Genomic DNA, 21,671 nt, shown 5'->3' with positions numbered 1-21,671 from the left:
AATTCATCTACTGATGCATTTTGTACTTGATCCGCTCTGCCGTGCAGCGCATAATTATTGTTATAGTATAACATTACATTGGAGTGCATCATGAAAGCAGGCATCCACCCAAACTACCGCACCGTCGTGTTCCACGATCTCAGTGCTGATACCTACTTTAAGGTGGGATCGACCATTAAGACCGACCGCACCATTGAGCTTGAAGGTGAGAGCTGGCCGTATGTCACTCTCGATATCTCTTCCGCTTCTCATCCGTATTACACGGGCAAGCAGAAAGAGTTCTCAAAAGAAGGCAGTACTGCACGCTTCCAGCAGCGTTTTGGTCGCTTCTTTACTGGCAGTAAGTAAAAGGGAATCGATATGCAGGTTTTGAGCTCGTTGCGTTCGGCGAAGAATCGTCATCCGGATTGCAAAGTCGTGCGGCGAAAAGGTCGTATCTATGTGATTTGTAAAAGTAACCCACGCTTTAAAGCGGTACAGGGACGTAAGAAAAAACGTAAGTAATGCAGTGCCATCTGTCTGTCGCAAAGCCCCGTTGCTGCTCAACGGGGCTTTTTTTATGGAGAAAGCTGTAACACCAAAAATGCCCTGCCTGACAGACAGGGCGAATCCGTTATTTCATGCTGCCGAGTAGAGTATCGACATTGTGCTTAAATGCCTGCACGTAAGTGGCTGCTGGACCATTAGCTTTGGATAAGGCCTCCGGATACAGTTCCCCCCCAGCCTTGGCCCCCGTGGCGGCGGCAATTTGCTTCACCAGGCGTGGGTCTGTCTGGTTTTCAATAAAGTAAGCATTAACCTTTTCTTGTTTGATTTGCTTGATCAAACCGGCCACGTCGCTGGCGCTGGCTTCGGCCTCGGTAGAGAAACCGACTGGGGCAAGGAAGGTGACGCCATATTCTTGCCCAAAATAGCCAAAAGCATCATGGCTGGTCAGCACCTTACGCTTTTGCTGTGGTACTGCGGCAAATTCTGTTTTTGCCCACAGATCCAACTTCTGCAACTGCTGGATATACTCCGCGCCACGTTGACGGAAATAGTTGGCATCTTCAGGATCGGCAGCAATCAGCGCATTCATCACATTAGTCGCATACTGCACGCCATTCTTCATGCTGTTCCAGGCATGGGGATCGGTGATTTCCTTACCGTCTTCATTCATCTGCCGTGAGTTAACCCCTTGCGATGCTGTAACCACCTGCCCTTTGTAACCTGACGCGCTGACCAGGCGATCGATCCATCCTTCCAACCCCAGACCGCTGACAAACACCACATCCGCCTGTGAAAGCAGTTTGCTGTCTTTCGGCGACGGTTCAAAACTGTGTGGGTCACCGTCCGGGCCTACCAAGGTAGAGACATTGACATGCTCTCCCCCTACCTGCTTGACGATATCACCGAGGATAGAAAAACTGGCGACAGCGTCAACTGTCTTCGCCATAGCCAATGGGCTGGACAGCAGAGCAGCCACTGCCAGCGATATAGGTAAACGTTTCATACTTTCTCCTTGCACATAGCACTTCTCAACGGCGCGCGAGAGAGTAGATTCCCCCACGCGTCCCAAACAGAATCGAAGCAAAAAAGATTACGCTGGCACTCAACACTATCGCAGGACCAGCGGGCAATGACGCGTAGTACGACCATTCAAGCCCGACAAAGCTCGAAAGCATGCCAATCCCCATAGCAACCGCCAACGTATGCGGCAGATTGCGCGCCCAAAAACGTGCGCTGGCAGCAGGCAACATCATCAGTCCAACCGACATTAAGGTACCGAGGATCTGGAAACCGGCGACCAGGTTGATCACCACCAAAGCCAGAAACATCCCGTGTATCAGCGCCAACCAGCGTGGTGCGCTGACGCGTAAAAAGGTGGCGTCAAAAGATTCAATCACCAACGCACGGTACAACGCGGCCAACACTAATAAAGAGAAGCTGGTTATCGCCCCCACCATTAAAATGGCATGCGTGTCCACCGCCAGGATCGAGCCAAACAACACGTGCAGTAAATCAACGCTGGACCCCCGTAGCGAAACTAATGTCACTCCCAGCGCCAGTGATCCCAGATAAAAACCTGCAAAACTGGCGTCTTCTTTCAGCGGCGTCCGGCGGCTGACCAATCCGGACAACATCGCTACTGCCAAACCGGCAATAAACCCTCCGACCCCCATTGCGATCAGTGACATGCCGGAAATCAGATAACCGATCGCGGCCCCCGGTAGCACCGCATGGGATAACGCATCACCCACCAGACTCATGCGCCGAAGCAACAGGAAAACCCCTAGCGGTGCGGCGCTAAGCGACAGTGCAAAGCAAGCAACCAACGCACGGCGCATGAAGCCGAATGAGGCAAAGGGATCAATGAGTGTATCAAGTAACATCATTGCGCCACCGCCACACGACATACCAGTGGGCTGGCGACATTCAACGCGGGGATATGCTCCAACACCCGACTGGCAGCTCCCCAGTGGCAGCACTCCGGTGTCAGTAACAATGCTTGAGGGAAATGATTAGCCACCATCGACATGTCATGCAGTACCGCAATGACGGTCTTCCCTTGTCGATGCAACTGTGCGATCACTTGCAACAACAACTGAGTCGTCGCGCTGTCGATACCGGTAAAAGGTTCATCCAGTAAAATCAGTGGTGCCTGCTGGACCAGCAGACGTGCGAACAATACCCGCTGTAGTTGCCCCCCGGAAAGCTCGCCAACCGGACTATGTGCCATCGACGTCATACCCACGGTATCTAACGCCTCAGCAATTTGCAGTGCAACGCGTTTGCGCAACCCACCAAACATGCCACTCTGCGGCCAGCTTCCCATCGCCACCAGATCGCTCACCACGATCGGAAACTGGCGATCCAGTTCAGCCTGCTGCGGCAAATACGCCATCCGCGGCAATGTATTACCACTAAAGGACAGGCTGCCGTTCTGTAGCAGCAAAAGCCCAGCCAACGTTTTCAGCAACGTCGATTTTCCGGCGCCGTTTACCCCGACAACCGCGGTAAGAGAACCCGCAGCAAAGTGGCCACTGAGCGGTGGAAACAGAGGTGCCCCGCCGTAACCAATCACCGCCTCTTGTAACGTTATCATGGCAATGCCACCGCCCAGGATATGCCCAACCAGAGTAAGACCAACAGCAAGGCAGCGATGCCGCAGCGTAATCCTGCAGAAGCAGTGAACAGTGAATGCAATGACGGCACAGCGCCATCGTGTGATGTGGATGTCAGTTTCATGATCAGACGACAGAAGATTAAGTTGTTACAGTATAACATCACAAAGACTTCAGCAGCTCAAGTGCCCACTCAGTGATTAGTGCAACTGAACGTAACGATAAAGTGAAGCATCTGCCGACACATCACCCTTTTCGAAAACAAGGGCTACTCCTTTAGAGATATACTGAGTAACATCAGGGTTATTAACCGATAAACAACGTTGGGTTAGTGTAAAAAAGCCTTCAGTTAACGAAAAGTTTACCGACGAAGTGTTCAAAAAGGAGTAAGATAATTAGACAGGAACGCCATAAGGTCAGGCATTAAATGGATCTAATTCTCCACTGTCGAACAATGACGGAAGCACTTTCTGTTAAAAAACTAAAGAAAGTGATCATCGATAAAATGTCAGAGTTGGAACCGGCATTGACCAGCGGCTTGAGTTTTTATTCAGAAAGTGCGCGTTATGCCGAAGGTTCATTAGAAATACTTGATATTCAAGCACTGAGCAATGATAAGTATTCAATGAGTTACCGCTATAAATGGACAATTTTCAATGCCTGTCTGGATATCAGTGCAGAGGAATACATCAGCGATAGTGTCACTTTTCGCGTAGCCGAACAGGGACTCATCTTTGACATCATTGATAACTCCCGTCCATCTACAGCAGATGAATTGTAAGTTTACGTAATAACAGCAGGCCAGATGCGAAGAAATGATTTATATTCATTATACGGAAAGTTTATTTTGTCATCTTCATTAAGCTGTCTCCGTCTATGATGTAAATCAGCTTACTCACAGAGTGTTATCAACACCGAAATTAAGACTTACGGAGGGGATGATATGGATGAGTATTCGCCTAAAAGGCACGATATTGCTCAGCTAAAATTCTTGTGCGAAAACCTGTATGATGAAGGCATTGCCACGCTGGGCGACAGTCACCACGGCTGGGTGAACGATCCGACATCTTCCGTCAACCTTCAGCTTAATGAGTTGATAGAACATATTGCTTCGTTTGTGATGAGTTATAAAATTAAATACATGGACGAAAGTGATTTATCGGAGTTAGTCGAAGAGTATCTCGATGATACCTACACGCTGTTCAGCAGTTACGGTATAAATGATTCCGATTTGCGTCGTTGGCAAAAAACCAAGGCGCGATTATTCAGAATGTTCTCAGGAGAGGACATCTGTACGACAATGAAAACTTAGGGGATAATTATCCCCAAATTATTCTTCTCTACGGTTTATTACACCAAAGGTTATCATGACTAAAATTGATTATCTGATGCGTTTACGTAAATGCACCACAATTGACACACTGGAACGCGTCATTGAAAAAAACAAATATGAGCTTTCAGATGATGAGCTCGAGTTGTTTTACTCTGCAGCCGACCATCGTCTGGCTGAGCTCACCATGAATAAGCTGTACGATAAAATCCCAACGGCCGTTTGGAAGTTTGTAAGATAGTCCCGGTGTAAAATGCGTTGGGCCGATACATTCATCGGCTTCAATGTTCCCCTGCTAGCGTATTTATCCCATTGACTTCCTAGACTTTCATTCGCTGTTGGAAATCTTGCAATAACAATTGGAAACAATCATCAATTAATACTGGATGGTTTCTGTGTGTGCTGCGCATTAACGCCACGGTGCGGCTTAACATTGGCTGTTGCAGCTGAACCACAGTTAATTCGTCATCATTCAAATGTGTGGTGTAAAGTTGCGGTAAAATTGCCACCGCTAATTTCGAACGCACCAAACCATATAACGTCTCTAAAAAATCCACCTGGTAGCGCGCGGTTAAATTCAAACGGTGACTTTCGGCCAGTGCCAACACCAATCGGCTGATATTCCCTTTAGAAAAAACAGCGATATCCCGGCGGGTTAATTGTCGCCACGGTAAGTGATGTGATTCAGCCAAGGGATCATCACGACGCATAACCACCACAAATGGGTCTTCCTGCAACGGATATATCTCCAGCGACTCAGGCACTGAGCTATCCAGCGCACCAATGCCAAAATCGATTAACCCGTTATCTAACTGTAATAACAGTGAGTCATTCGTTTGATCATGAAACTCGATACGCAGACGAGGAAAATGCGTCGCCAGTAATTGCGGCACCGCCGGAAATAATAACCCGCTGACGGAGGGTACCAGCCCGATACGCACGGTGCCGTCGCCACCCGCCAACATAATACGCTGCATATCGTCAAACGCGGCCTGTGCCACGTTCAGCAGCCGCTCAGCATGTGGCAAGATAGCCGCACCCTGTTCTGTTAATGTCACCGCAGAGGCCGTGCGGTTCACCAACTTCCCCCCTAACACCAACTCTATTTGCCGCAGCGCACTGCTCAATGCCGGCTGACTGATCGCCAGTCGGTTTGCCGTATCGGTAAAATGCCGCAATCTCGCCAAGGTAACGAAATATTGGATCTGCTTTAGAGAAAGCGCGGGCAATCGGCGCCAGGGTTCAGACATGTCAGGTTTCCGTCAGCTAACAAAGTAAACGTTTGCGACAGCATAAACGTTTCTTATCAGGCGATAAATTAAATCATCTGTGCAAAGTCCGCCCGCCCGCCTAGAGTAACAACCCTATCATTATGCCGGGTAATTACCATGACCACTCATTGCACCAGCACGAGCGAACGCCAGCGTGCGGTGAAAGCCGCATTAGGCCAACTTCCTTTCGATTTACTGCTGACAAACGCCGCGTTAATTGACATGGCAACCGGTGAGATTCGCCACGCTGATGTCGGCATCGTTGGTTCCTTGATTGCCAGTGTTCACCCCTGCCGCACAATGACTGACGCCTTACTGACACAAGATTTGGCCGGTGCTTACCTGAGCCCTGGGCTGATCGACACCCACGTACATGTTGAAAGCTCGCACCTGCCACCAGAACGCTACGCTGAGATCGTCGTCGCCCAAGGGACCACGACGATCTTTTGGGATCCGCACGAGCTGGCCAACGTACTCGGCGTTGCTGGTGTGCGTTATGCCGTCGATGCCAGCCGAGGCTTGCCGCTCCGGGTGATCTGCGCTGCGCCCTCGAGCGTACCTTCCACGCCGGGATTAGAAATGTCTGGCGCTGACTTTGGCGGTCAAGAGATGGAAACCATGCTGGCATGGCCGGAAGTCGGCGGTGTCGCAGAAGTCATGGATATGCATGGCGTACTCAATGGCAGTGATCGCATGCTCGAAATCCTTGATGCCGGGCTAAATAGCGGCAAGTTGATTGAAGGCCATGCACGTGGGTTGAGCGGTGCTCAACTACAAGCCTATCTGGCAGCGGGTGTTACTTCTGACCACGAACTGACCTCCGGCGCAGATGCGCTGGAAAAATTACGCGCGGGCCTGACATTAGAAATAAGAGGGTCTCACCCTTACCTGCTACCAGAGATCGTCACAGCACTGAAAACGCTCCCGCACCTATCCTCACAAGTCACCGTGTGCACCGACGATGTGCCACCCGACATGCTGCTGGAAAAAGGCGGCATTGTGGCGTTGCTTAATATGCTGATCGAACAGGGGTTGCCGGCAACTGATGTACTACGCATGGCTACGCTCAATGCCGCCATCCGCTTACAACGCAATGATCTCGGGTTGATTGCGGCAGGCCGCATCGCTGATCTGGTGGTATTTGATTCTCTGGAGTCATTGTGCGCGCGGCAGGTCTACGTCGCAGGGAAACTGATAGCACAAGACGGCAAGATGCTGGCCCCCCTCAACGCTAACCCGAATGTCGCAGCACCACGTAATACCTTACAACTGCAACCGCTGGTTGCAGACGATTTCATACTGAAGATTCCCGCCATCCACCATGGCAAAGCGACTCTGCGTCACATTAAGGGGGCTCGTTTTACCCAGTGGGGGGAAACAACGGCCGAAGTACGTAACGGTAACGTACAGATTCCAGATGGGTTTAGCCTGATTTGGGTTCAGCACCGTCATGGTCGTCACCAAGCCACGCCACAACTGGCGCTGCTGGAAGGTTGGGGTGAATTGCGTGGCGCTATCGCCACCAGTTATTCGCATGACTCACACAATCTGGTGGTACTGGGGCGTGATCCTGCCGATATGGCGCAGGCCGCCAATGCCCTAATCGCCACTGGCGGCGGCATGGCCTTAAGTCAAAACGGAAAAATACTGGCACAGGTGGCGATGCCGATTGCCGGCATGCTTTCGGACCTGCCCGCGACCGAATTGGCACAACAGTTTAGAAATCTGCGCGATATGAGCGCACAGATCGCTGATTGGGAACCGCCTTACCGGGTTTTCAAAGCAATAGAAGGCACGTGCCTGGCATGCAACGCCGGACCACACCTGACCGATCTCGGCCTGACTGACGGCACAACGCGCCAGATTGTCGATCCACTGATCGCCTGCTGGGAAACACCAGCATAAAAACAAACATAATAACAACAGATAACCTATAGATTTCGAGCTGCGGCCAGGCCGTTCCGCTTGAAATACGACAGGTATAGTGACGGGAGATTGCCTTCATGGCAGAAAATTCAGTACCTGCTCCAACACCAGGGGGCTGGCTGCAGCGGCGTTTTCAACTGCACGCGCGGCAAAGTAGTGTCAAAACCGAATGCCTGGCCGGGATCACCGGTTTTCTGGCTGCGGCCTATCTGCTGGTCGTGATCCCCGGATTACTGGCCGTCGGGGGTATGGATAAAGGCGCAGTCACCACAGGCACCATTCTGGTGTTCGTGTTGGGTACCTTGCTGATGGCATTTTACGGCAATCTGCCGTTTATTGTTGGGCCGGGTATCGGCGGTTCAGTGCTGGTGGGCGTGACATTGGCTGGCAGTGAAGGCATCAGTTGGCAAATTGGTCTGGGTATCGCTTGCTGGTCAGGTATTTTGTTTTTCGTCTTAACCCGGCTAGGGCTACGTGAAGTCGTCACTCGCTCGGTACCGCAATCGATCAAGCTTGGGCTAACGGCCTCTATCGGGCTGTTTGTCGCGATACTGGGGTTCCGCAACGCCGGGTTGGTACTGGCCAACGCAAAATCCAATGCGCTGATGCTGGGTGACTTCACTGCGCCCGGTGCATTGATTGCATTGTGTGGCCTGTTTTTGGCGATTGCTCTACAGGCCCGGCGCATTCCCGGCGCTATTCTCTGGGCGATCCTGTTCGCTACTCTGGTCGGCATCCCATTCGGCGTAACACATCTGCCAACCAGCCTGATGGCGATGCCGCATTCATTGGCCCCAGTATTCGGCCATGTCGATCTGATCGGCGCATTGAATATTGCCTTCTTACCCTATCTGTTTGTGTTTTTCGCTTCGGAGTTTTTCTCAACCATGGGCACGACGCTGGCCGTGGGGGGGGAAGCCGGATTGCTGGACGAGCACGGTAATATGCCGCACATCAACCGCCCCTTCATGGTGGACTCTATCGCCGCAGCCCTCGGTCCTTGTGTCGGTATTCCTGCCGCCACAGCGCTGATCGAGTCTTCAGCAGCCGCCGAAGCTGGCGGAAAAACCGGGCTAACCGCACTCGCTGCGGCGGTGATGTTTTTACTGATGCTACTGTTCACACCGGTTGCCCTGATGATCCCAAAAGAAGCGACTGCACCAGCGCTGATTTTGATCGGCCTTAATATGTTCAGCGGGTTGCGCAAAGTCGACTTGGCCAACTTTACCGACGGCCTGCCGGTACTGATGATGGTGATGATCACATTGATCGCCAACAGCTTTGGTACTGGCATAGCAGGTGGGTTGCTGTTCTATATCATTATCAAGGTGATTGCCGGTAAGTGGCGTGAAGTGCCTGTGGGTCTTTATCTACTGGCGATCCCACTGGCGTACTATTTCGCTACGCTGGTTAGACACTAATATTGACGTGTTGCGCTGTAGAAACCCAGCGCAACACGTTAACAGTTTCCGCGCAAAACCACTTTTATTGACTCCCTATCAAATAGCGGCATCCCCTACCTTCCGTTCTTATCTCTAATCTGAAACATTCTATTTTACTCGTTTTCCTATCCATAATGAAAAATTCGATCATTCCCCCCTGTTATCATGAAAATATCAATTATAAAAATAACCATTACAAACCCGTTAAGACAATAAAAATATTAATAAAATTCCTATATGAAATTAAAAACATAAAGAAACCAAGAGAAAATACAAAACGAAAAGATAATAAAAATACAATTTCATGATTTTAAAAGGTATTTATTCACAACGCAGGAGGATAAAGACTAAAAAATTCAATCAAAACATCAAAAACGACGCCAGCTCGTTAAAAAACAAATAACACTTCCCATGTAGTAAGTTAAGCCTCTTTCGTCAAATAATCTATCAGCGATGCTCTTTTTATTTAAACTTGCTCAATCTTAATCATCTATTACATTTAATATTTGAGTTACAAATCGTTACAAGGGAAACCACAGTTATTGATATTTCGCCATCTAAACCTCAGCGGGGATTCCAATGAAATTAACACCAATCATGAGACGACTGGCATTAGCGGGCGTACTCTCGACCGTCACTGTCCCATCCTGGGCTGAAGTTGCGCCGAAAGACGCAGCCTCCGCAACCAAGCAAGCGAATGACGCACTGTACGATCAACTCCCCTTTTCTGATAACACCGACTTTGCTAACGCTCATAAAGGCTTTATTGCTCCTTTGCCAACCGAGGTTATTAAAGGTGAACAAGGCAATGTGATCTGGAATCCGCAGCAATATGCATTCATCAAGGAAGGCGAAAAATCCCCCGACACCGTTAATCCGAGCCTGTGGCGTCAGTCTCAGTTGATTAATATCAGTGGGTTATTCGAGGTGACGGATGGCGTTTACCAGATCCGTAACTTAGACCTCTCCAACATGACCATCATTGAAGGTAAAGAGGGAGTAACCGTAGTCGACCCGTTGGTTTCAGCAGAAACCGCCAAAGTAGGTATGGATCTCTATTATAAAAATCGAGGGAAAAAACCTGTTGTCGCCATCATCTACACCCATAGCCACGTTGACCACTATGGCGGCGTGAGAGGTGTTGTCGATGAAGCAGATGTTAAGTCAGGCAAAGTGAAAGTCTATGCGCCTGCCGGTTTTATGGAAGCCGCCGTGGCGGAAAACATCATGGCGGGTAACGTCATGAGCCGCCGCGCCAGCTATATGTACGGCAACCTGCTTAAACCGGACGCTAAAGGCCAGGTGGGTGCCGGGTTGGGCACAACCACATCGGCGGGTACCGTTACCCTGATAGCCCCAACCAACATCATTGAAAAAGATGGGCAAAAGGAGGTTATCGACGGTCTTACCTATGATTTCATGCTGGCACCAGGCTCTGAAGCCCCATCAGAGATGCTGTGGTTTATCGAAGAGAAGAAGCTCATCGAAGCGGCAGAAGATGTCACCCATACGCTGCATAATACCTACTCACTGCGTGGCGCAAAAATTCGCGAACCTCTACCTTGGTCGAAATATATCAATGAAGCGATAGTTCGCTGGGGTGACAAAGCAGAAATCATTATGGCTCAGCATCACTGGCCAACCTGGGGTAACGAGAATGTCGTAAACCTTCTTAAAAGCCAGCGTGATCTTTACCGCTATATTAACGACCAGACCCTACGGATGGCGAATGAAGGCCTCACCCGTGATGAAATAGCCGCGCACTTCAAACTGCCGGACAGCCTGGCAAAAACCTGGGCGAACCGGGGCTACTATGGTTCTGTAAGCCATGATGTTAAAGCAACATATGTGCTCTATCTTGGCTGGTTTGACGGCAATCCGGCAACACTGGACGAGCTACCTCCAGAAGAAGCTGCGAAAAAATTTGTCGATTACATGGGGGGCGCTGACGCCATTCTCAAAAAAGCCAAAACCGACTTTGATCAAGGCAACTATCGTTGGGTTGCTCAGGTGGTCAGTAAAATAGTCTTTGCCGATCCGAAGAATCAGGATGCGCGCAATCTTGAAGCCGATGCTTTGGAACAACTGGGCTATCAGGCTGAATCTGGTCCATGGCGTAACTTCTATCTCACTGGCGCGCAAGAACTGCGTAACGGCGTGGTAAAAGGACCAACCCCGAATACCGCCAGCCCAGATACCGTGCGAGCGATGACGCCGGAAATGTTCTTTGACTTCCTGGCGGTGCATATCAACGGAGAAAAGGCGGGCAAGGCCAAAGCCGTGTTTAACATTGATCTTGGTAATGATGGTGGCAAGTACAAGCTGGAACTGGAAAACGGGGTGCTAAACCACACCGCCAATGCCGAAGCCAAAGATGCCGATGCTACCCTCACCCTTAACCGCGACACGTTGAATAAAATCATCCTCAAGGAGGAAACGCTAAAACAGGCGGAAGATAAGGGAGAAGTGAAAGTGACGGGGAACGGAGCAAAAATGGACGAAATGTTAGGCTATATGGATAACTTTGAATTCTGGTTCAATATTGTAACTCCGTAACACTCATGCCCTGCGGCTTTCTACGTCGCAGGGTAAATCCGAAACATATCGCAAACTCACACGCCGCGGTAAATTCTCCCGCCCTATTTGCGCATTTAGAGCGCTTCTGGCAGTTCACCACCACTTTCTGTGGCTATGTTTTCTACGTTGTTCTTGCGTGTTGTTGAGTGCAGAGAGAGTGCTAAAAATAATGACGGGAAAAAGGCGATGGGGCTTAGAAATTGGTGGAGGCCCTGCCAGCTACATCCCGGCACACACGTCACCTGCTACGGCTGCTTCCTTCCGGATCTGACCGAGTTCACAAGTTAGTGTTGCGGGAGAACCAACAGGGCCCCCATTGACGGCTTCTGTACTCTGAAGCGGTGGGCATTATCGGCGATGCCCCGCCAAATAGCAAGCCAACCCGGGCCAACCGCTGTTTTCTTACCCACCTCGTCTGTGGCACACTCTTGGCCTGGGGTTTTACTCGCGCAGGAAGACAACAATGGAACCAGAAGACGCCTCCTTCAGCCAACGCGTTTTCCACGTGGTGGCTGCCATTCCCTATGGCAAGGTCACGACCTATGGAGAAGTTGCACAGCTGGCTGGCTCACCGCGTGCAGCTCGGCAAGTCGGCGGTGTACTCAGGCGTCTGCCTGAAGGCAGCAGCCTACCCTGGCATAGGGTAATTAACCGGCACGGGCAAATTTCGCAGCAAGGTGAGGATTTCCAACGCCAACGACAAGCATTGCTTGAGGAGGGAATTATCTTCGGCAAACACAGCACGGTTGATCTGCTGATTTACGGCTGGCGCTGGTAAGAACAAAACAGCCTTTGGCCAGAGCGCAAAGGCTGTTGATAGTTTACTGCATCAGGAATGCAGAGTTACGGCATCGTTGTTGGCGTTGCCTGAACCGGAATGCCCTGCACGGGAACTAACAGCAGGTCGGCACGGGTGCCATTACGATTAACCACTTCCTGGATCGTGTCGGTAATAAAGGTCATCTGACCATTTACCGTAATCGCCGCGCTTAGGATAATGCGCGCATTAGGCTGTATGTCGGCCGGATTGTACGGCAGTACAAAATTAAACGGCGCCTGCTTGCCCTCAGTGCGAACCGCACGCTGGGCGATCACTTTAGATGGCGCATCCGCCAGGGAGGCATCAGAGAGCGTGACTGTCAGTACCGCATCCGGTGGCAGCGCTATGCGCTGGCGAATGTTAACCGAACCAGTCACCGCCGGGCCCTGAATCTGCGTTTGCGCAATCGCTGGGTTTCCCGCGGTCGGTGTAGGCACTTTCGCACTCTTTTGGGCGCAGCCCGCCAGGGTGATCGTTAATGCTGCTGCTCCACCTACGATTTGCCAGAGTTTCATGGATCGGTCTCCTTTTTTATTATCAACATGTTGGTGGCTTTCACCACCGCACTCATTAAACTTAGCACAAAACACTGAAAAATCCATTTAGTCCTGCCTATTAATCATTTAGCCCTCTAATAATGCTCAGTATTCAGTCCATTTTCCCTGTGCTTTAACGCAATATATTGACGTCTTGCCGTGATATTCCGCACACTGCTCAAAATGATTATAAAAGGGTAGTAATTTTATGAGCCAGGCACTGCAAAACCTCCTAGATCTGCTGGATCTGGAAAAAATTGAAGAAGGGTTGTTCCGTGGTCAAAGCGAAGACCTGGGACTACGTCAAGTATTCGGCGGCCAAGTCGTTGGCCAGGCGCTGTATGCAGCCAAGCAAACCGTGCCGGCTGAACGCAGCGTGCACTCATTTCACAGCTATTTCCTGCGTCCCGGCGACAGCAGTAAGCCAATTATTTATGACGTGGAAATTCTCCGTGACGGCAACAGCTTCAGCGCCCGCCGCGTCAGCGCTATTCAGCACGGTAAACCAATCTTCTACATGACGGCCTCTTTCCAAAGCCCAGAAGACGGGTTTGAGCACCAGAACACCATGCCAGATGTGCCGCCTCCGGAAGGATTGATGTCTGAATCGGAGATTGCCCAGAAGCTGTCACACATGTTGCCAGACAAAGTGCGTGAGAAGTTTATCGGGCAGAAACCGATTGAAATGCGTCCGGTCAAATTCCATAACCCATTGAAAGGCAGCGTGGAAGAACCGAACCGTTACGTATGGTTCCGCGCCAATGGCACCATGCCGGACGATCTGCGTATCCACCAGTATTTGCTCGGCTATGCGTCTGACTTCAACTTCCTGCCAACCGCGCTACAGCCACACGGCGTCGGGTTCCTGGAACCTGGCATGCAGGTCGCGACGATCGACCATTCAATGTGGTTCCACCGTCCATTCCGCATGGATGACTGGTTGCTGTACGTCGTGGAGAGCCCTTCTGCTTCTGGCGCCCGTGGCTTTGTACGCGGCCAATTCTATACCCGTGATGGCGTGCTGGTTGCAACTACAGTACAGGAAGGCGTGATCCGCCAACGCGAAGCTTAATCTCCACCAAAGAAAAAGGGCGATGTCATCATCGCCCTTTTTGCATCATCATTATTTTCTAGTTATTTAGCGCACCGCTCTTCTTTAAGGCTTATTGGTTATAGGCACTCTCACCATGACTGTTAACGTCCAGACCTTCGCGTTCTTGCTCTTCTGGGACGCGCAGGCCAACAATGGCGCCCGCCACTTTGAAGGCAATAAAGGCAGCCACACCGGACCAGACTAAGGTGATAACCACACTCAATAACTGGATCCACACCTGATGGGCCATGGTAACGCCTTCCGCGTAACCGGTACCGCCCAGTGATGCAGAGGTGAATACCCCCGTCAGCAGGCAGCCAACGATGCCACACACACCATGCACACCGAACACATCACAGGTATCATCGACCTTCAGCCATTTCTTCAGCGTGACCACGCCCCACAGGCCGGCAATACCGCCAATCAGACCGATAATCAACGCCCCGCCAACGCCCACGGTGCCCGCAGCCGGCGTGATGGCAACCAGCCCGGCGATCATGCCGGAACAAGCACCCAACAGTGAAGGTTTGCCACGAACAATCCACTCGGCAAAGGTCCAGGAGAGGATCGCACCTGCGGTGGCCACTACGGTATTGAGGAACGCCAGTGCCGCAATGCCGTTAGCCGCGCTGGCAGATCCTGCGTTAAAGCCGAACCAGCCGATGTACAAGATAGAAGCCCCGGTAAATACCATTGGCAGGTTGTGCGGTTTGAAAGCTTCCTTGCCGAAACCGGCACGCTTGCCCAGCAGATAAGCACCAACCAGTCCGGCACTGGCGGCGTTGATGTGCACAACAGTACCGCCGGCAAAATCCAGCGCGCCGTCAGTGGCCAGGAAACCGCCGCCCCACACCATGTGGGCAATCGGCAGGTAAGAAATGGTGAACCAAATAGCCGCAAAGATCACCACCGCAGAAAAGCGGATACGCTCAGCAAAGCCCCCCACCACCAACGCAACGGTAATACAGGCGAACGAACACTGGAACGCCACGTGGATCATCTGGTTAAAAGTACCGGTAACGCTGTCGATACCGATGCCCTTCAGCATCGCCGTCTGGAAGCCACCGAAGAATGCGTTACCTTCGCTGAAAGCCAGGCTGTAGCCATAAAGCACCCACAACACGCACACCAGAGCAAAGGTGACCGTCACTTGGGTCAACATGGAAAGCACGTTTTTGGAACGCAGCAAACCACCGTAAAACAACGCCACACCCGGCAAGGTCATGAACAGCACCAAAGCGGTGCAAATCATCATGAAGGCGTTGTCAGCCTTGTCTGCGACCGCCGGAGCGGCCAGGGCCAAAGAAGGAACCATGGTTACCGTACTCAGGCCCAACATGGATAAAAGTTTTTTCATTATCAATCCATCCCCATTACTTTACTGAGCCTGTGATTACAGTGCTGCTTCATCTGTTTCGCCGGTGCGAATGCGAATGACACGTTGCAATTCGGCAACGAAAATTTTGCCGTCACCTATTTTTCCGGTATAGGCAGCTTTACTAATGACATCAACTACTTCATCTAACTGGTCGTCAGCGATAGCAATGTCGATTTTAACTTTGGGTAAGAAGTTGACGCTGTACTCAGCGCCGCGATACAGCTCAGCATGCCCTTTCTGGCGACCAAAGCCTTTCACTTCGCTTACGGTCAGCCCCTGAATACCTACAGAGGATAGGGCTTCACGCACGTCCTCCAGCTTGAATGGTTTAATCACCACGGTCACCAGCTTCATATTGCCCCTCCACGAATTAAGCCCAAACTCACCCCGGATACGAGTCTTATAAAGCAAAGGCTATGCCACAAATGGTTTTGTACGCTAATTCAGCAAATTAACTGACTGAGCAGGGCTATAACGCAACACCGTTAGCCAACGGTAGGCTAGCGCACAGGCAATTGATTAAATATTGCGCACTATTTTGGTGCGTGACGCGTCGTAAAAGTGCAGAGAAAGGGATTTAAAACGCAGCGATGCTTGATTGTGGTGCGTGGTGGGAATAGAACGAGGCCGCTAAGGCGGCCTGAGTTTGATGACAACGTTATCTTTGAATCCGAGATACCCGGGCCTAGCGCACCGAGGGGCGCTCCGGCGGGCAAGCCGCTACGCCCCCTTCAGCACGCTCTCCCTAATAACGGGCTTTGTCAGCAGTCTGAGGCCGCTAAAGCGGCCTCAGAAATCATGCAGTTTGTGTTTCTTCGCGGTTGGCGGCAGCCAGCTCTTCACCAACCAGTTGCAGCTGATACATCTGGTAGTAACGCCCTTGCTGCGCCAGCAGTTGCTGATGATTGCCCTGCTCGACAGCCTGACCACGATGTAGTACCAGAATAGTATCTGCATCCACAATGGTCGACAGGCGGTGGGCGATCACCACCAACGTGGTATGTTCGCGTATCAACCGCAGCGCCCGTTGGATCGCTTGTTCAGTGCCTGAGTCAATGTTGGCGGTCGCTTCGTCGAGGATCAAGATCTGCGGAGCCTGCACCAGCACTCTGGCCATCGCCAATAGCTGTTTCTGCCCCACGGAAAGATTGTTACCCTGCTCACCCAAACGCGTGTGAATACCTTGCGGGAAACCGCGCACCAGCTCAGCCAGTTGAACCATTTCCAGCGCTTGCCAGACCGCTTCCTCACTGATATTGCGTCCCAGCGTCACGTTGGCAAGTACTGACTCGGCAATCACCACCGGATCCTGCTGCACCATCGCCACACCTTGTCGCAACGTACGGTGTGACAGACTGGCTAGCGGACGTCCATCGAGACGCACCTCTCCCTGGTTAACGGGGTAGTAGCCCATCAACAAGTTGGCTAACGTACTCTTACCGCTGCCGGTATGCCCGACCAGCGCCACGAAGCCGCGGGAAGGTACTGACAACGAAATATGCTGCAGCACCTTTTTGTCATCGCGGTAGGCAAAGCTCAGATCGTCAATATCTATGCGCCCGCTTTCCAGCGGACGTTCATCCGTGCCGTAACTCTGTTGCTGACGATCCATCAGTTCAAAAATACGTTCACCGGCAACCACCGCCTGCTGCAGGATAGATTGCTGCGACGTCAGCTCAATCAACGGCTCATTCAGACGGCCCAAATAGTTGATAAAGGCATACAGCACCCCGACACCAATTGCCCCCTCACCACTGAAACCGAACAACATCAGCAAACCACACAGCACTAACGCCGAAAACAGGCTGAGCAGTGGGCGCAGAAGGAAACCATCCAACCTGAGGGTTTGCATACGCGCTGTGTAATGAGAACGGCTTGCGGCGCTCATGCGCTCACCAAAGCGGATCTGCTGACGGAACTGCTGAATCACCCCCATACCGTTGATCACTTCGTTAAAGCCATCGTTAATGTCCGCCAGATAGCTACGTACCCGGCGTACAATAGGTATGCTGTAATACTGATAAATCCCCATCACCACAAACACCGCCGGGAAGATGCAGATCGCCACCAGCGCCATACGCCAGTCGAGACTGAACATTGCTACCAGCATCGCACCAATCAGCGCGGCGCTTTTCAACACGGTGGACACAACCATCACGTACAGATCTTTGATCACTTCCGTGTCATTGGTTACCCGCGAGATCAACTGACCGACCGGCTGTGTATCAAAGGCACTCAGCGGTTGACGTAACGCAGCATCCATCACATCCGTACGCAGACGTTGAACCACCCCAACCGCCGCCTGGTTGAACAGCAATGCCTGAAAATAGTGCAAAGCCGCCGCCAGCAACTCCAACAGAATGTAAGCAGCGGCCAACCCACAGACGATCATCAACGGCAATTGGCCCTTGGCGACATAGTTATCGATAAAGTAACTGACCAGAATGGGTCCGGCGACTTCCGCCGCAGCTGCGACCCACAGCATTAATACCGCCAACCCCAGCGGTTTGCGGTACGGCGATCCATAAGCCAGCAACCGTTTCAGCGTCGGCCACAGCTTTTGCACCTTATTCATTGGTTAACATCTCCTCACTGCCTTCAGGAGCCTCATCCAGCGCTGCTTCCAGTTGCTGATAACGATACATATCGCGATACCAACCCGGCTGTGCCGCCAGAGACGCATGCTGGCCACGTTGCGCCACGCCACCGTGCTGTATCACCAGAATCTCACTGGCTTCGGTCAATGCCGATAGCCGGTGTGCGCTGATAATCACCGTACGGTTTTGTCCCCAGCTACGCAGATTATGCAGGATTTGATGTTCAGTACGGCCATCCACCGCCGACAGCGCATCATCAAGGATCAGGATTTCCGCATCCAGCAACAAGGCGCGGGCAATAGAGATACGCTGCTTCTGCCCACCGGAAAGCATCACGCCACGCTCGCCTACTTCGGTTTCATAACCTTGAGGCAGGCGCAGAATGTCGTCATGCACACTGGCCAGCCGAGCTGCTCGCTCAATTTGTTCCTGCGTTGCCCCCGGATTGCCCAGCGCGATATTGTTCGCCACGCTGTCTGAGAACAAGAACGGCGTCTGGCTAACCACGGACAAGCGTGAACGCCAATCGTCGAGCTTCACCTGAGTCAACGGCAACCCCTGATAACTGATCTGGCCATCATCAATATCAAACTGACGCTGGATCAACGACAACAACGTCGATTTACCGGCACCGGTCGGGCCGCATAGGCCAAGCATTTGCCCTGGCTCCAGCTTCAATGTCACATCGTGCAGTGTCGGGTGCGTATTGCCAGGATAGTGGAACGCCCGGATATCAACGGCCAGACTACTGCGTCCGGCCGGCAACCTATGCTCGCCATCCGTCACCGCAGGTGCTTCGTCCAACAAACTGCGAATACGGCTATAGGCTGCGCTACCGCGCTCGACAATGTTGAACATCCAGGCCAGCGCCAGCATGGGCCAAATCATCAGGCCGAGGTACATCACAAAGCTGGTCAGTTGACCCAGCGTCATGGAGCCGTTCACTACCATCCAACTGCCGCCGCCGATGGCCAACAGATTGGCAGTACCGATGGCGATATAAATCGTCGGGTCAAAACGGGCATCTACCCGCGCCACATGCATATTTTTAGCGCCAGTTTGGGCAGCCACTTCAGCAAACTGATTGGACTGGTGATCTTCCAGGCCAAACGCCTTGATCATGCGGATACTGGTCATGCTTTCCTGCGCCTGATCGTTCAGGCTGGAGAACGCGGCCTGCGCTGATTTAAAACGCTGGTGCAACTGATCGCCATAATATTTGATGACTATCGCCATGATCGGCATAGGAATGAGCGATAGCAGGGTCAGCTGCCAGCTAATTTGGGTGCTCATGACGACCAGCACGGCCAATCCCATCACCAGCGAATCGACCAGCGTTAACACCCCTTCACCGGCAGCGAACACCACACGATCGACATCGTTGGTGGCACGTGCCATCAGATCACCCGTGCGGTGACGCAGATAGAAGGCAGGATTCTGACGGCTAAGTTGGCGGTAGAAGTTTTCACGCAGCTCAACGGCAAGTTGATAGGACGCGCCAAACAGCAATACCCGCCACACATAACGCAGCAGGTAAACAACCACGGCAGTACCGAGCATCAGCCCCAGCCATGCCATCAGCACCCCGCCGGACATCTGTTTTTCGGTGATGCCATCCACAATGATCCCCACCAGCTTGGGCGGCAACAATTGCAATATGGCAATGATGATCAGCAGCACCACCGCCCCGAGGTAGCGACGCCACTCGCGGCGGAAATACCAGCCGATTTGAGCAAATAATTTCACGCAGTTTTATTCCAGAATTTAAATACCTGTCACCTTTCAAGCCGTAGCATTGTTGCCTGCACTCGCTCGCCAAGTTACTTATCAGAGTAAGCGCCTGGCGGGAGCGAACGGGTTGCTTCGCTGCAACTTGAAATTCAAAAGGTATTGGTTCATCTCTTATTCTGCCTCAGCAGAGTAGGATACCACCGTTACTTCGCCAATTTGGTGAACTTTTCACTCAGGAACCGGCAGTGCAGTGGTGTATTTGATTTTTTCCATCGCGAAGCTGGAAGTGACGTCGATTAACCCCGGCACACCGTTCACCAGGCGTTTGTAAAAGCTGTCGTAGCTCTTCATATCCGCCACCTCCACCTGCATCAGGTAATCGTATTCTCCCGCCATGCGATAGAACGCCAGCACTTCCGGCATCTGCTTGGTCAATTGCACAAACTGCTGATACCACTCGCTGCTGTGCTGCTGGGTTTTGATCAGCACAAATGCTGTCAGACCCAGGCCGAGCTTTTCGTTATCCAGTAGCGCAACCCGTCCACGGATATAGCCCTCTTCTTCCAGCCGTTTGAGCCTTTTCCAGCAGGGTGTCGACGTGAGATTGACCGCATCCGCCAGCGCCTGTAGCGGCTGCGTACAGTCCTGCTGCAGCATGCAAAGTAATTTACGGTCTGTTTTATCTAGCATATCGTCAACCAGGAGAATAATTTTCTCCCATTAGGCGATTAAACAGGAAAAATGGCAATCCTTTTTTCTTAGCGGCAGGCTATATTATGCGGTAAATAAGCTCCCCTATTCTGAGGCCAGATGATGACAAATTCTTGGGTAAAATATGCTATCGGTGAAATAGAAGCGGATTTTCAACGCTCCGCCGACACGCACCTGATCCGCCTGAACCTCCCTGAATTTCCCGGTATCTGCCTGTACCTGAAAGACGAGAGCACGCACCCGACCGGCAGCCTGAAGCACCGCTTGGCGCGCTCGCTGTTCTTGTACGGCCTGTGTAACGGTTGGATCACCGAAAACACCACCATTATCGAAGCATCCTCCGGCAGTACAGCGGTATCTGAAGCCTACTTCGCCAGATTGATTGGCTTGCCTTTTATTGCTGTGATGCCTTCTTGTACCGCACGCCGCAAAGTTGAGCAGATCGCGTTCTACGGTGGTCGTTGCCACTTTGTCGATCATGCAGCACAGATTTACGCCGTCTCCGAACAACTGGCGAAAGAGCTCAACGGTCACTATATGGATCAGTTCACTTACGCCGAGCGTGCTACCGACTGGCGTGGCAACAACAACATCGCCGACAGTATTTTCCGTCAAATGGCACGCGAACCGTTCCCGGTCCCTAAACACATCGTCATGAGCGCCGGAACCGGCGGTACCTCAGCAACGCTGGGCCGCTATATCCGCTATCAGGGGCACGACACAAGCCTGACGGTGGTCGATCCGGAAAACTCGGTATTCTATGATTGTTTCCACCAGCGTGACCGCACCCTTATTGGCAGTTGTGGCAGCCGGATTGAAGGCATTGGCCGCCCTCGTGCCGAGCCATCATTTATCCCTTCCGTGGTCGATAGCATGCTACGTGTGCCAGATGCCGCCAGCGTTGCGACTATCCATTGGCTGGAGACGGTATTGGGGCGCAAAGTGGGCGCATCCACCGGCACTAACGTCTGGGGTGCATTACAGCTGGCAAAACAGATGCGGGAAAACGGCGAACAAGGCTCGATCGTCACCTTGTTGTGCGATAGCGGCGAACGTTATTTGGATACCTATTACAACGAAGAATGGGTCAGCAACAATATCGGCGACCTGAAACCGTATCTGGCGCAACTAGCTGACCTGTAAATCGGCCTCATT

At 51.9% G+C, this 21,671-nt stretch carries 20 protein-coding genes, 1 other RNA gene and 1 pseudogene; 11 read left to right on the top strand and 11 right to left on the bottom strand.

What is annotated here, in order from left to right:
- Positions 1 to 90 precede the first annotated feature (90 nt).
- Positions 91 to 348 (top strand): type B 50S ribosomal protein L31, encoded by a 258-nt coding sequence (locus SGR01S_RS05670; protein ID WP_037425248.1) that lies wholly within the window; start codon positions 91 to 93, stop codon positions 346 to 348.
- 12 nt (positions 349 to 360) lie between these two features.
- Positions 361 to 504: a type B 50S ribosomal protein L36 gene (gene ykgO / locus SGR01S_RS05665; RefSeq protein ID WP_037425251.1), complete on the top strand. Its 144-nt coding sequence runs from the start codon at positions 361 to 363 to the stop codon at positions 502 to 504.
- A 109-nt stretch (positions 505 to 613) separates the two neighbouring features.
- Here the strand turns inward: ykgO and SGR01S_RS05660 are convergent, their stop codons facing one another.
- From SGR01S_RS05660 to SGR01S_RS05650, 3 genes are read right to left on the bottom strand one after another with little or no spacing between them, the layout of a single operon-like run.
- The gene (locus SGR01S_RS05660) at positions 614 to 1,492 is read right to left on the bottom strand and encodes a metal ABC transporter solute-binding protein, Zn/Mn family (RefSeq protein WP_037425254.1); all 879 of its coding nucleotides are present in this window, start codon (positions 1,490 to 1,492) and stop codon (positions 614 to 616) included.
- A 25-nt stretch (positions 1,493 to 1,517) separates the two neighbouring features.
- Positions 1,518 to 2,375, bottom strand: coding sequence for a metal ABC transporter permease (locus SGR01S_RS05655; protein ID WP_037425259.1), 858 nt, complete (start codon positions 2,373 to 2,375; stop codon positions 1,518 to 1,520).
- The gene (locus SGR01S_RS05650) at positions 2,372 to 3,085 is read right to left on the bottom strand and encodes a metal ABC transporter ATP-binding protein (protein ID WP_061806805.1); all 714 of its coding nucleotides are present in this window, start codon (positions 3,083 to 3,085) and stop codon (positions 2,372 to 2,374) included. The genes SGR01S_RS05655 and SGR01S_RS05650 overlap by 4 nt, the downstream gene beginning before the upstream one ends.
- 473 nt (positions 3,086 to 3,558) lie before the next feature.
- On the opposite strand from SGR01S_RS05650, the gene SGR01S_RS05640 reads away from it, so the two are divergent.
- The 3 genes from SGR01S_RS05640 to hha all read left to right on the top strand — a co-directional run bounded on the left by SGR01S_RS05640 (position 3,559) and on the right by hha (position 4,675).
- Positions 3,559 to 3,885, top strand: coding sequence for a hypothetical protein (locus SGR01S_RS05640; protein ID WP_061806803.1), 327 nt, complete (start codon positions 3,559 to 3,561; stop codon positions 3,883 to 3,885).
- A 162-nt stretch (positions 3,886 to 4,047) separates the two neighbouring features.
- Entirely contained in the window at positions 4,048 to 4,416 is a 369-nt protein-coding gene (tomB, locus tag SGR01S_RS05635; RefSeq protein WP_004940312.1) for an Hha toxicity modulator TomB, read from the top strand.
- A 55-nt stretch (positions 4,417 to 4,471) separates the two neighbouring features.
- Positions 4,472 to 4,675, top strand: a complete 204-nt coding sequence (gene hha / locus SGR01S_RS05630; protein WP_044548719.1) for a hemolysin expression-modulating protein Hha — start codon at positions 4,472 to 4,474, stop codon at positions 4,673 to 4,675.
- A gap of 79 nt (positions 4,676 to 4,754) precedes the next feature.
- Here hha and SGR01S_RS05625 read toward each other — a convergent pair whose 3' ends face one another.
- Entirely contained in the window at positions 4,755 to 5,684 is a 930-nt protein-coding gene (locus tag SGR01S_RS05625; RefSeq protein WP_037425272.1) for a LysR family transcriptional regulator, read from the bottom strand.
- Positions 5,685 to 5,822: 138 nt separating this feature from the next.
- Between SGR01S_RS05625 and SGR01S_RS05620 the strand changes: the two are divergent.
- From SGR01S_RS05620 to SGR01S_RS05610, 3 genes and pseudogenes are all read left to right on the top strand, one after another.
- A pseudogene (locus SGR01S_RS05620) lies at positions 5,823 to 7,635 on the top strand (adenine deaminase).
- 73 nt (positions 7,636 to 7,708) lie between these two features.
- On the top strand, positions 7,709 to 9,052 hold the full coding sequence (locus SGR01S_RS05615; RefSeq protein ID WP_061806802.1) for an NCS2 family permease: 1,344 nt from the start codon (positions 7,709 to 7,711) through the stop codon (positions 9,050 to 9,052).
- Between the two features lie 600 nt (positions 9,053 to 9,652).
- Positions 9,653 to 11,629 (top strand): alkyl/aryl-sulfatase, encoded by a 1,977-nt coding sequence (locus tag SGR01S_RS05610; RefSeq protein WP_061806801.1) that lies wholly within the window; start codon positions 9,653 to 9,655, stop codon positions 11,627 to 11,629.
- A gap of 231 nt (positions 11,630 to 11,860) precedes the next feature.
- Here the strand turns inward: SGR01S_RS05610 and ffs are convergent.
- Positions 11,861 to 11,957: signal recognition particle sRNA small type (gene ffs / locus SGR01S_RS05605), an RNA gene on the bottom strand.
- Positions 11,958 to 12,113: 156 nt separating this feature from the next.
- Between ffs and SGR01S_RS05600 the strand changes: the two genes are divergently transcribed.
- Positions 12,114 to 12,428, top strand: coding sequence for an MGMT family protein (locus SGR01S_RS05600; RefSeq protein WP_037425277.1), 315 nt, complete (start codon positions 12,114 to 12,116; stop codon positions 12,426 to 12,428).
- A gap of 65 nt (positions 12,429 to 12,493) precedes the next feature.
- Here SGR01S_RS05600 and SGR01S_RS05595 read toward each other — a convergent pair whose 3' ends face one another.
- Positions 12,494 to 12,985 (bottom strand): YbaY family lipoprotein, encoded by a 492-nt coding sequence (locus SGR01S_RS05595; RefSeq protein WP_037425281.1) that lies wholly within the window; start codon positions 12,983 to 12,985, stop codon positions 12,494 to 12,496.
- Between the two features lie 229 nt (positions 12,986 to 13,214).
- On the opposite strand from SGR01S_RS05595, the gene tesB reads away from it, so the two are divergent.
- On the top strand, positions 13,215 to 14,078 hold the full coding sequence (gene tesB, locus SGR01S_RS05590; RefSeq protein WP_037425284.1) for an acyl-CoA thioesterase II: 864 nt from the start codon (positions 13,215 to 13,217) through the stop codon (positions 14,076 to 14,078).
- Between the two features lie 91 nt (positions 14,079 to 14,169).
- On the opposite strand, the gene amtB is transcribed toward tesB, so the two are convergent.
- From amtB to SGR01S_RS05565, 5 genes are all read right to left on the bottom strand, one after another.
- The gene (gene amtB / locus SGR01S_RS05585; RefSeq protein WP_037425288.1) at positions 14,170 to 15,456 is read right to left on the bottom strand and encodes an ammonium transporter AmtB; all 1,287 of its coding nucleotides are present in this window, start codon (positions 15,454 to 15,456) and stop codon (positions 14,170 to 14,172) included.
- A 36-nt stretch (positions 15,457 to 15,492) separates the two neighbouring features.
- Entirely contained in the window at positions 15,493 to 15,831 is a 339-nt protein-coding gene (gene glnK / locus SGR01S_RS05580) for a P-II family nitrogen regulator (protein WP_012005549.1), read from the bottom strand.
- A gap of 442 nt (positions 15,832 to 16,273) precedes the next feature.
- Positions 16,274 to 18,052 carry a SmdB family multidrug efflux ABC transporter permease/ATP-binding protein gene (locus SGR01S_RS05575; RefSeq protein ID WP_037425291.1) on the bottom strand — a complete coding sequence of 593 codons (1,779 nt, stop codon included), beginning with the start codon at positions 18,050 to 18,052 and terminating at the stop codon, positions 16,274 to 16,276.
- Positions 18,045 to 19,820 carry a SmdA family multidrug ABC transporter permease/ATP-binding protein gene (locus SGR01S_RS05570; protein ID WP_037425294.1) on the bottom strand — a complete coding sequence of 592 codons (1,776 nt, stop codon included), beginning with the start codon at positions 19,818 to 19,820 and terminating at the stop codon, positions 18,045 to 18,047. The genes SGR01S_RS05575 and SGR01S_RS05570 overlap by 8 nt, the downstream gene beginning before the upstream one ends.
- Positions 19,821 to 20,033: 213 nt before the next feature.
- Positions 20,034 to 20,495, bottom strand: coding sequence for an Lrp/AsnC family transcriptional regulator (locus SGR01S_RS05565; RefSeq protein ID WP_061806800.1), 462 nt, complete (start codon positions 20,493 to 20,495; stop codon positions 20,034 to 20,036).
- Positions 20,496 to 20,618: 123 nt separating this feature from the next.
- Between SGR01S_RS05565 and SGR01S_RS05560 the strand changes: the two genes are divergently transcribed.
- Positions 20,619 to 21,659 carry a PLP-dependent cysteine synthase family protein gene (locus SGR01S_RS05560; protein WP_037424359.1) on the top strand — a complete coding sequence of 347 codons (1,041 nt, stop codon included), beginning with the start codon at positions 20,619 to 20,621 and terminating at the stop codon, positions 21,657 to 21,659.
- Positions 21,660 to 21,671: the final 12 nt, after the last annotated feature.

The organism is Serratia grimesii NBRC 13537, from assembly GCF_001590905.1.
In the GTDB taxonomy this organism is placed as follows: Bacteria; Pseudomonadota; Gammaproteobacteria; order Enterobacterales; family Enterobacteriaceae; genus Serratia; species Serratia grimesii.
This window is presented reverse-complemented; position numbering and strand designations above follow the sequence as displayed.

Excerpts from the sequence above, each read along its gene's own strand:
- SGR01S_RS05670 (WP_037425248.1), top strand. The coding sequence starts at position 91 with ATGAAAGCAGGCATCCACCCAAACTACCGCACCGTCGTGTTCCACGAT.
- ykgO (WP_037425251.1), top strand. The coding sequence starts at position 361 with ATGCAGGTTTTGAGCTCGTTGCGTTCGGCGAAGAATCGTCATCCGGAT.
- SGR01S_RS05660 (WP_037425254.1), bottom strand. The coding sequence starts at position 1,492 with ATGAAACGTTTACCTATATCGCTGGCAGTGGCTGCTCTGCTGTCCAGC.
- SGR01S_RS05655 (WP_037425259.1), bottom strand. The coding sequence starts at position 2,375 with ATGATGTTACTTGATACACTCATTGATCCCTTTGCCTCATTCGGCTTC.
- SGR01S_RS05650 (WP_061806805.1), bottom strand. The coding sequence starts at position 3,085 with ATGATAACGTTACAAGAGGCGGTGATTGGTTACGGCGGGGCACCTCTG.
- SGR01S_RS05640 (WP_061806803.1), top strand. The coding sequence starts at position 3,559 with ATGACGGAAGCACTTTCTGTTAAAAAACTAAAGAAAGTGATCATCGAT.
- tomB (WP_004940312.1), top strand. The coding sequence starts at position 4,048 with ATGGATGAGTATTCGCCTAAAAGGCACGATATTGCTCAGCTAAAATTC.
- hha (WP_044548719.1), top strand. The coding sequence starts at position 4,472 with ATGACTAAAATTGATTATCTGATGCGTTTACGTAAATGCACCACAATT.
- SGR01S_RS05625 (WP_037425272.1), bottom strand. The coding sequence starts at position 5,684 with ATGTCTGAACCCTGGCGCCGATTGCCCGCGCTTTCTCTAAAGCAGATC.
- SGR01S_RS05615 (WP_061806802.1), top strand. The coding sequence starts at position 7,709 with ATGGCAGAAAATTCAGTACCTGCTCCAACACCAGGGGGCTGGCTGCAG.
- SGR01S_RS05610 (WP_061806801.1), top strand. The coding sequence starts at position 9,653 with ATGAAATTAACACCAATCATGAGACGACTGGCATTAGCGGGCGTACTC.
- SGR01S_RS05600 (WP_037425277.1), top strand. The coding sequence starts at position 12,114 with ATGGAACCAGAAGACGCCTCCTTCAGCCAACGCGTTTTCCACGTGGTG.
- SGR01S_RS05595 (WP_037425281.1), bottom strand. The coding sequence starts at position 12,985 with ATGAAACTCTGGCAAATCGTAGGTGGAGCAGCAGCATTAACGATCACC.
- tesB (WP_037425284.1), top strand. The coding sequence starts at position 13,215 with ATGAGCCAGGCACTGCAAAACCTCCTAGATCTGCTGGATCTGGAAAAA.
- amtB (WP_037425288.1), bottom strand. The coding sequence starts at position 15,456 with ATGAAAAAACTTTTATCCATGTTGGGCCTGAGTACGGTAACCATGGTT.
- glnK (WP_012005549.1), bottom strand. The coding sequence starts at position 15,831 with ATGAAGCTGGTGACCGTGGTGATTAAACCATTCAAGCTGGAGGACGTG.
- SGR01S_RS05575 (WP_037425291.1), bottom strand. The coding sequence starts at position 18,052 with ATGAATAAGGTGCAAAAGCTGTGGCCGACGCTGAAACGGTTGCTGGCT.
- SGR01S_RS05565 (WP_061806800.1), bottom strand. The coding sequence starts at position 20,495 with ATGCTAGATAAAACAGACCGTAAATTACTTTGCATGCTGCAGCAGGAC.
- SGR01S_RS05560 (WP_037424359.1), top strand. The coding sequence starts at position 20,619 with ATGACAAATTCTTGGGTAAAATATGCTATCGGTGAAATAGAAGCGGAT.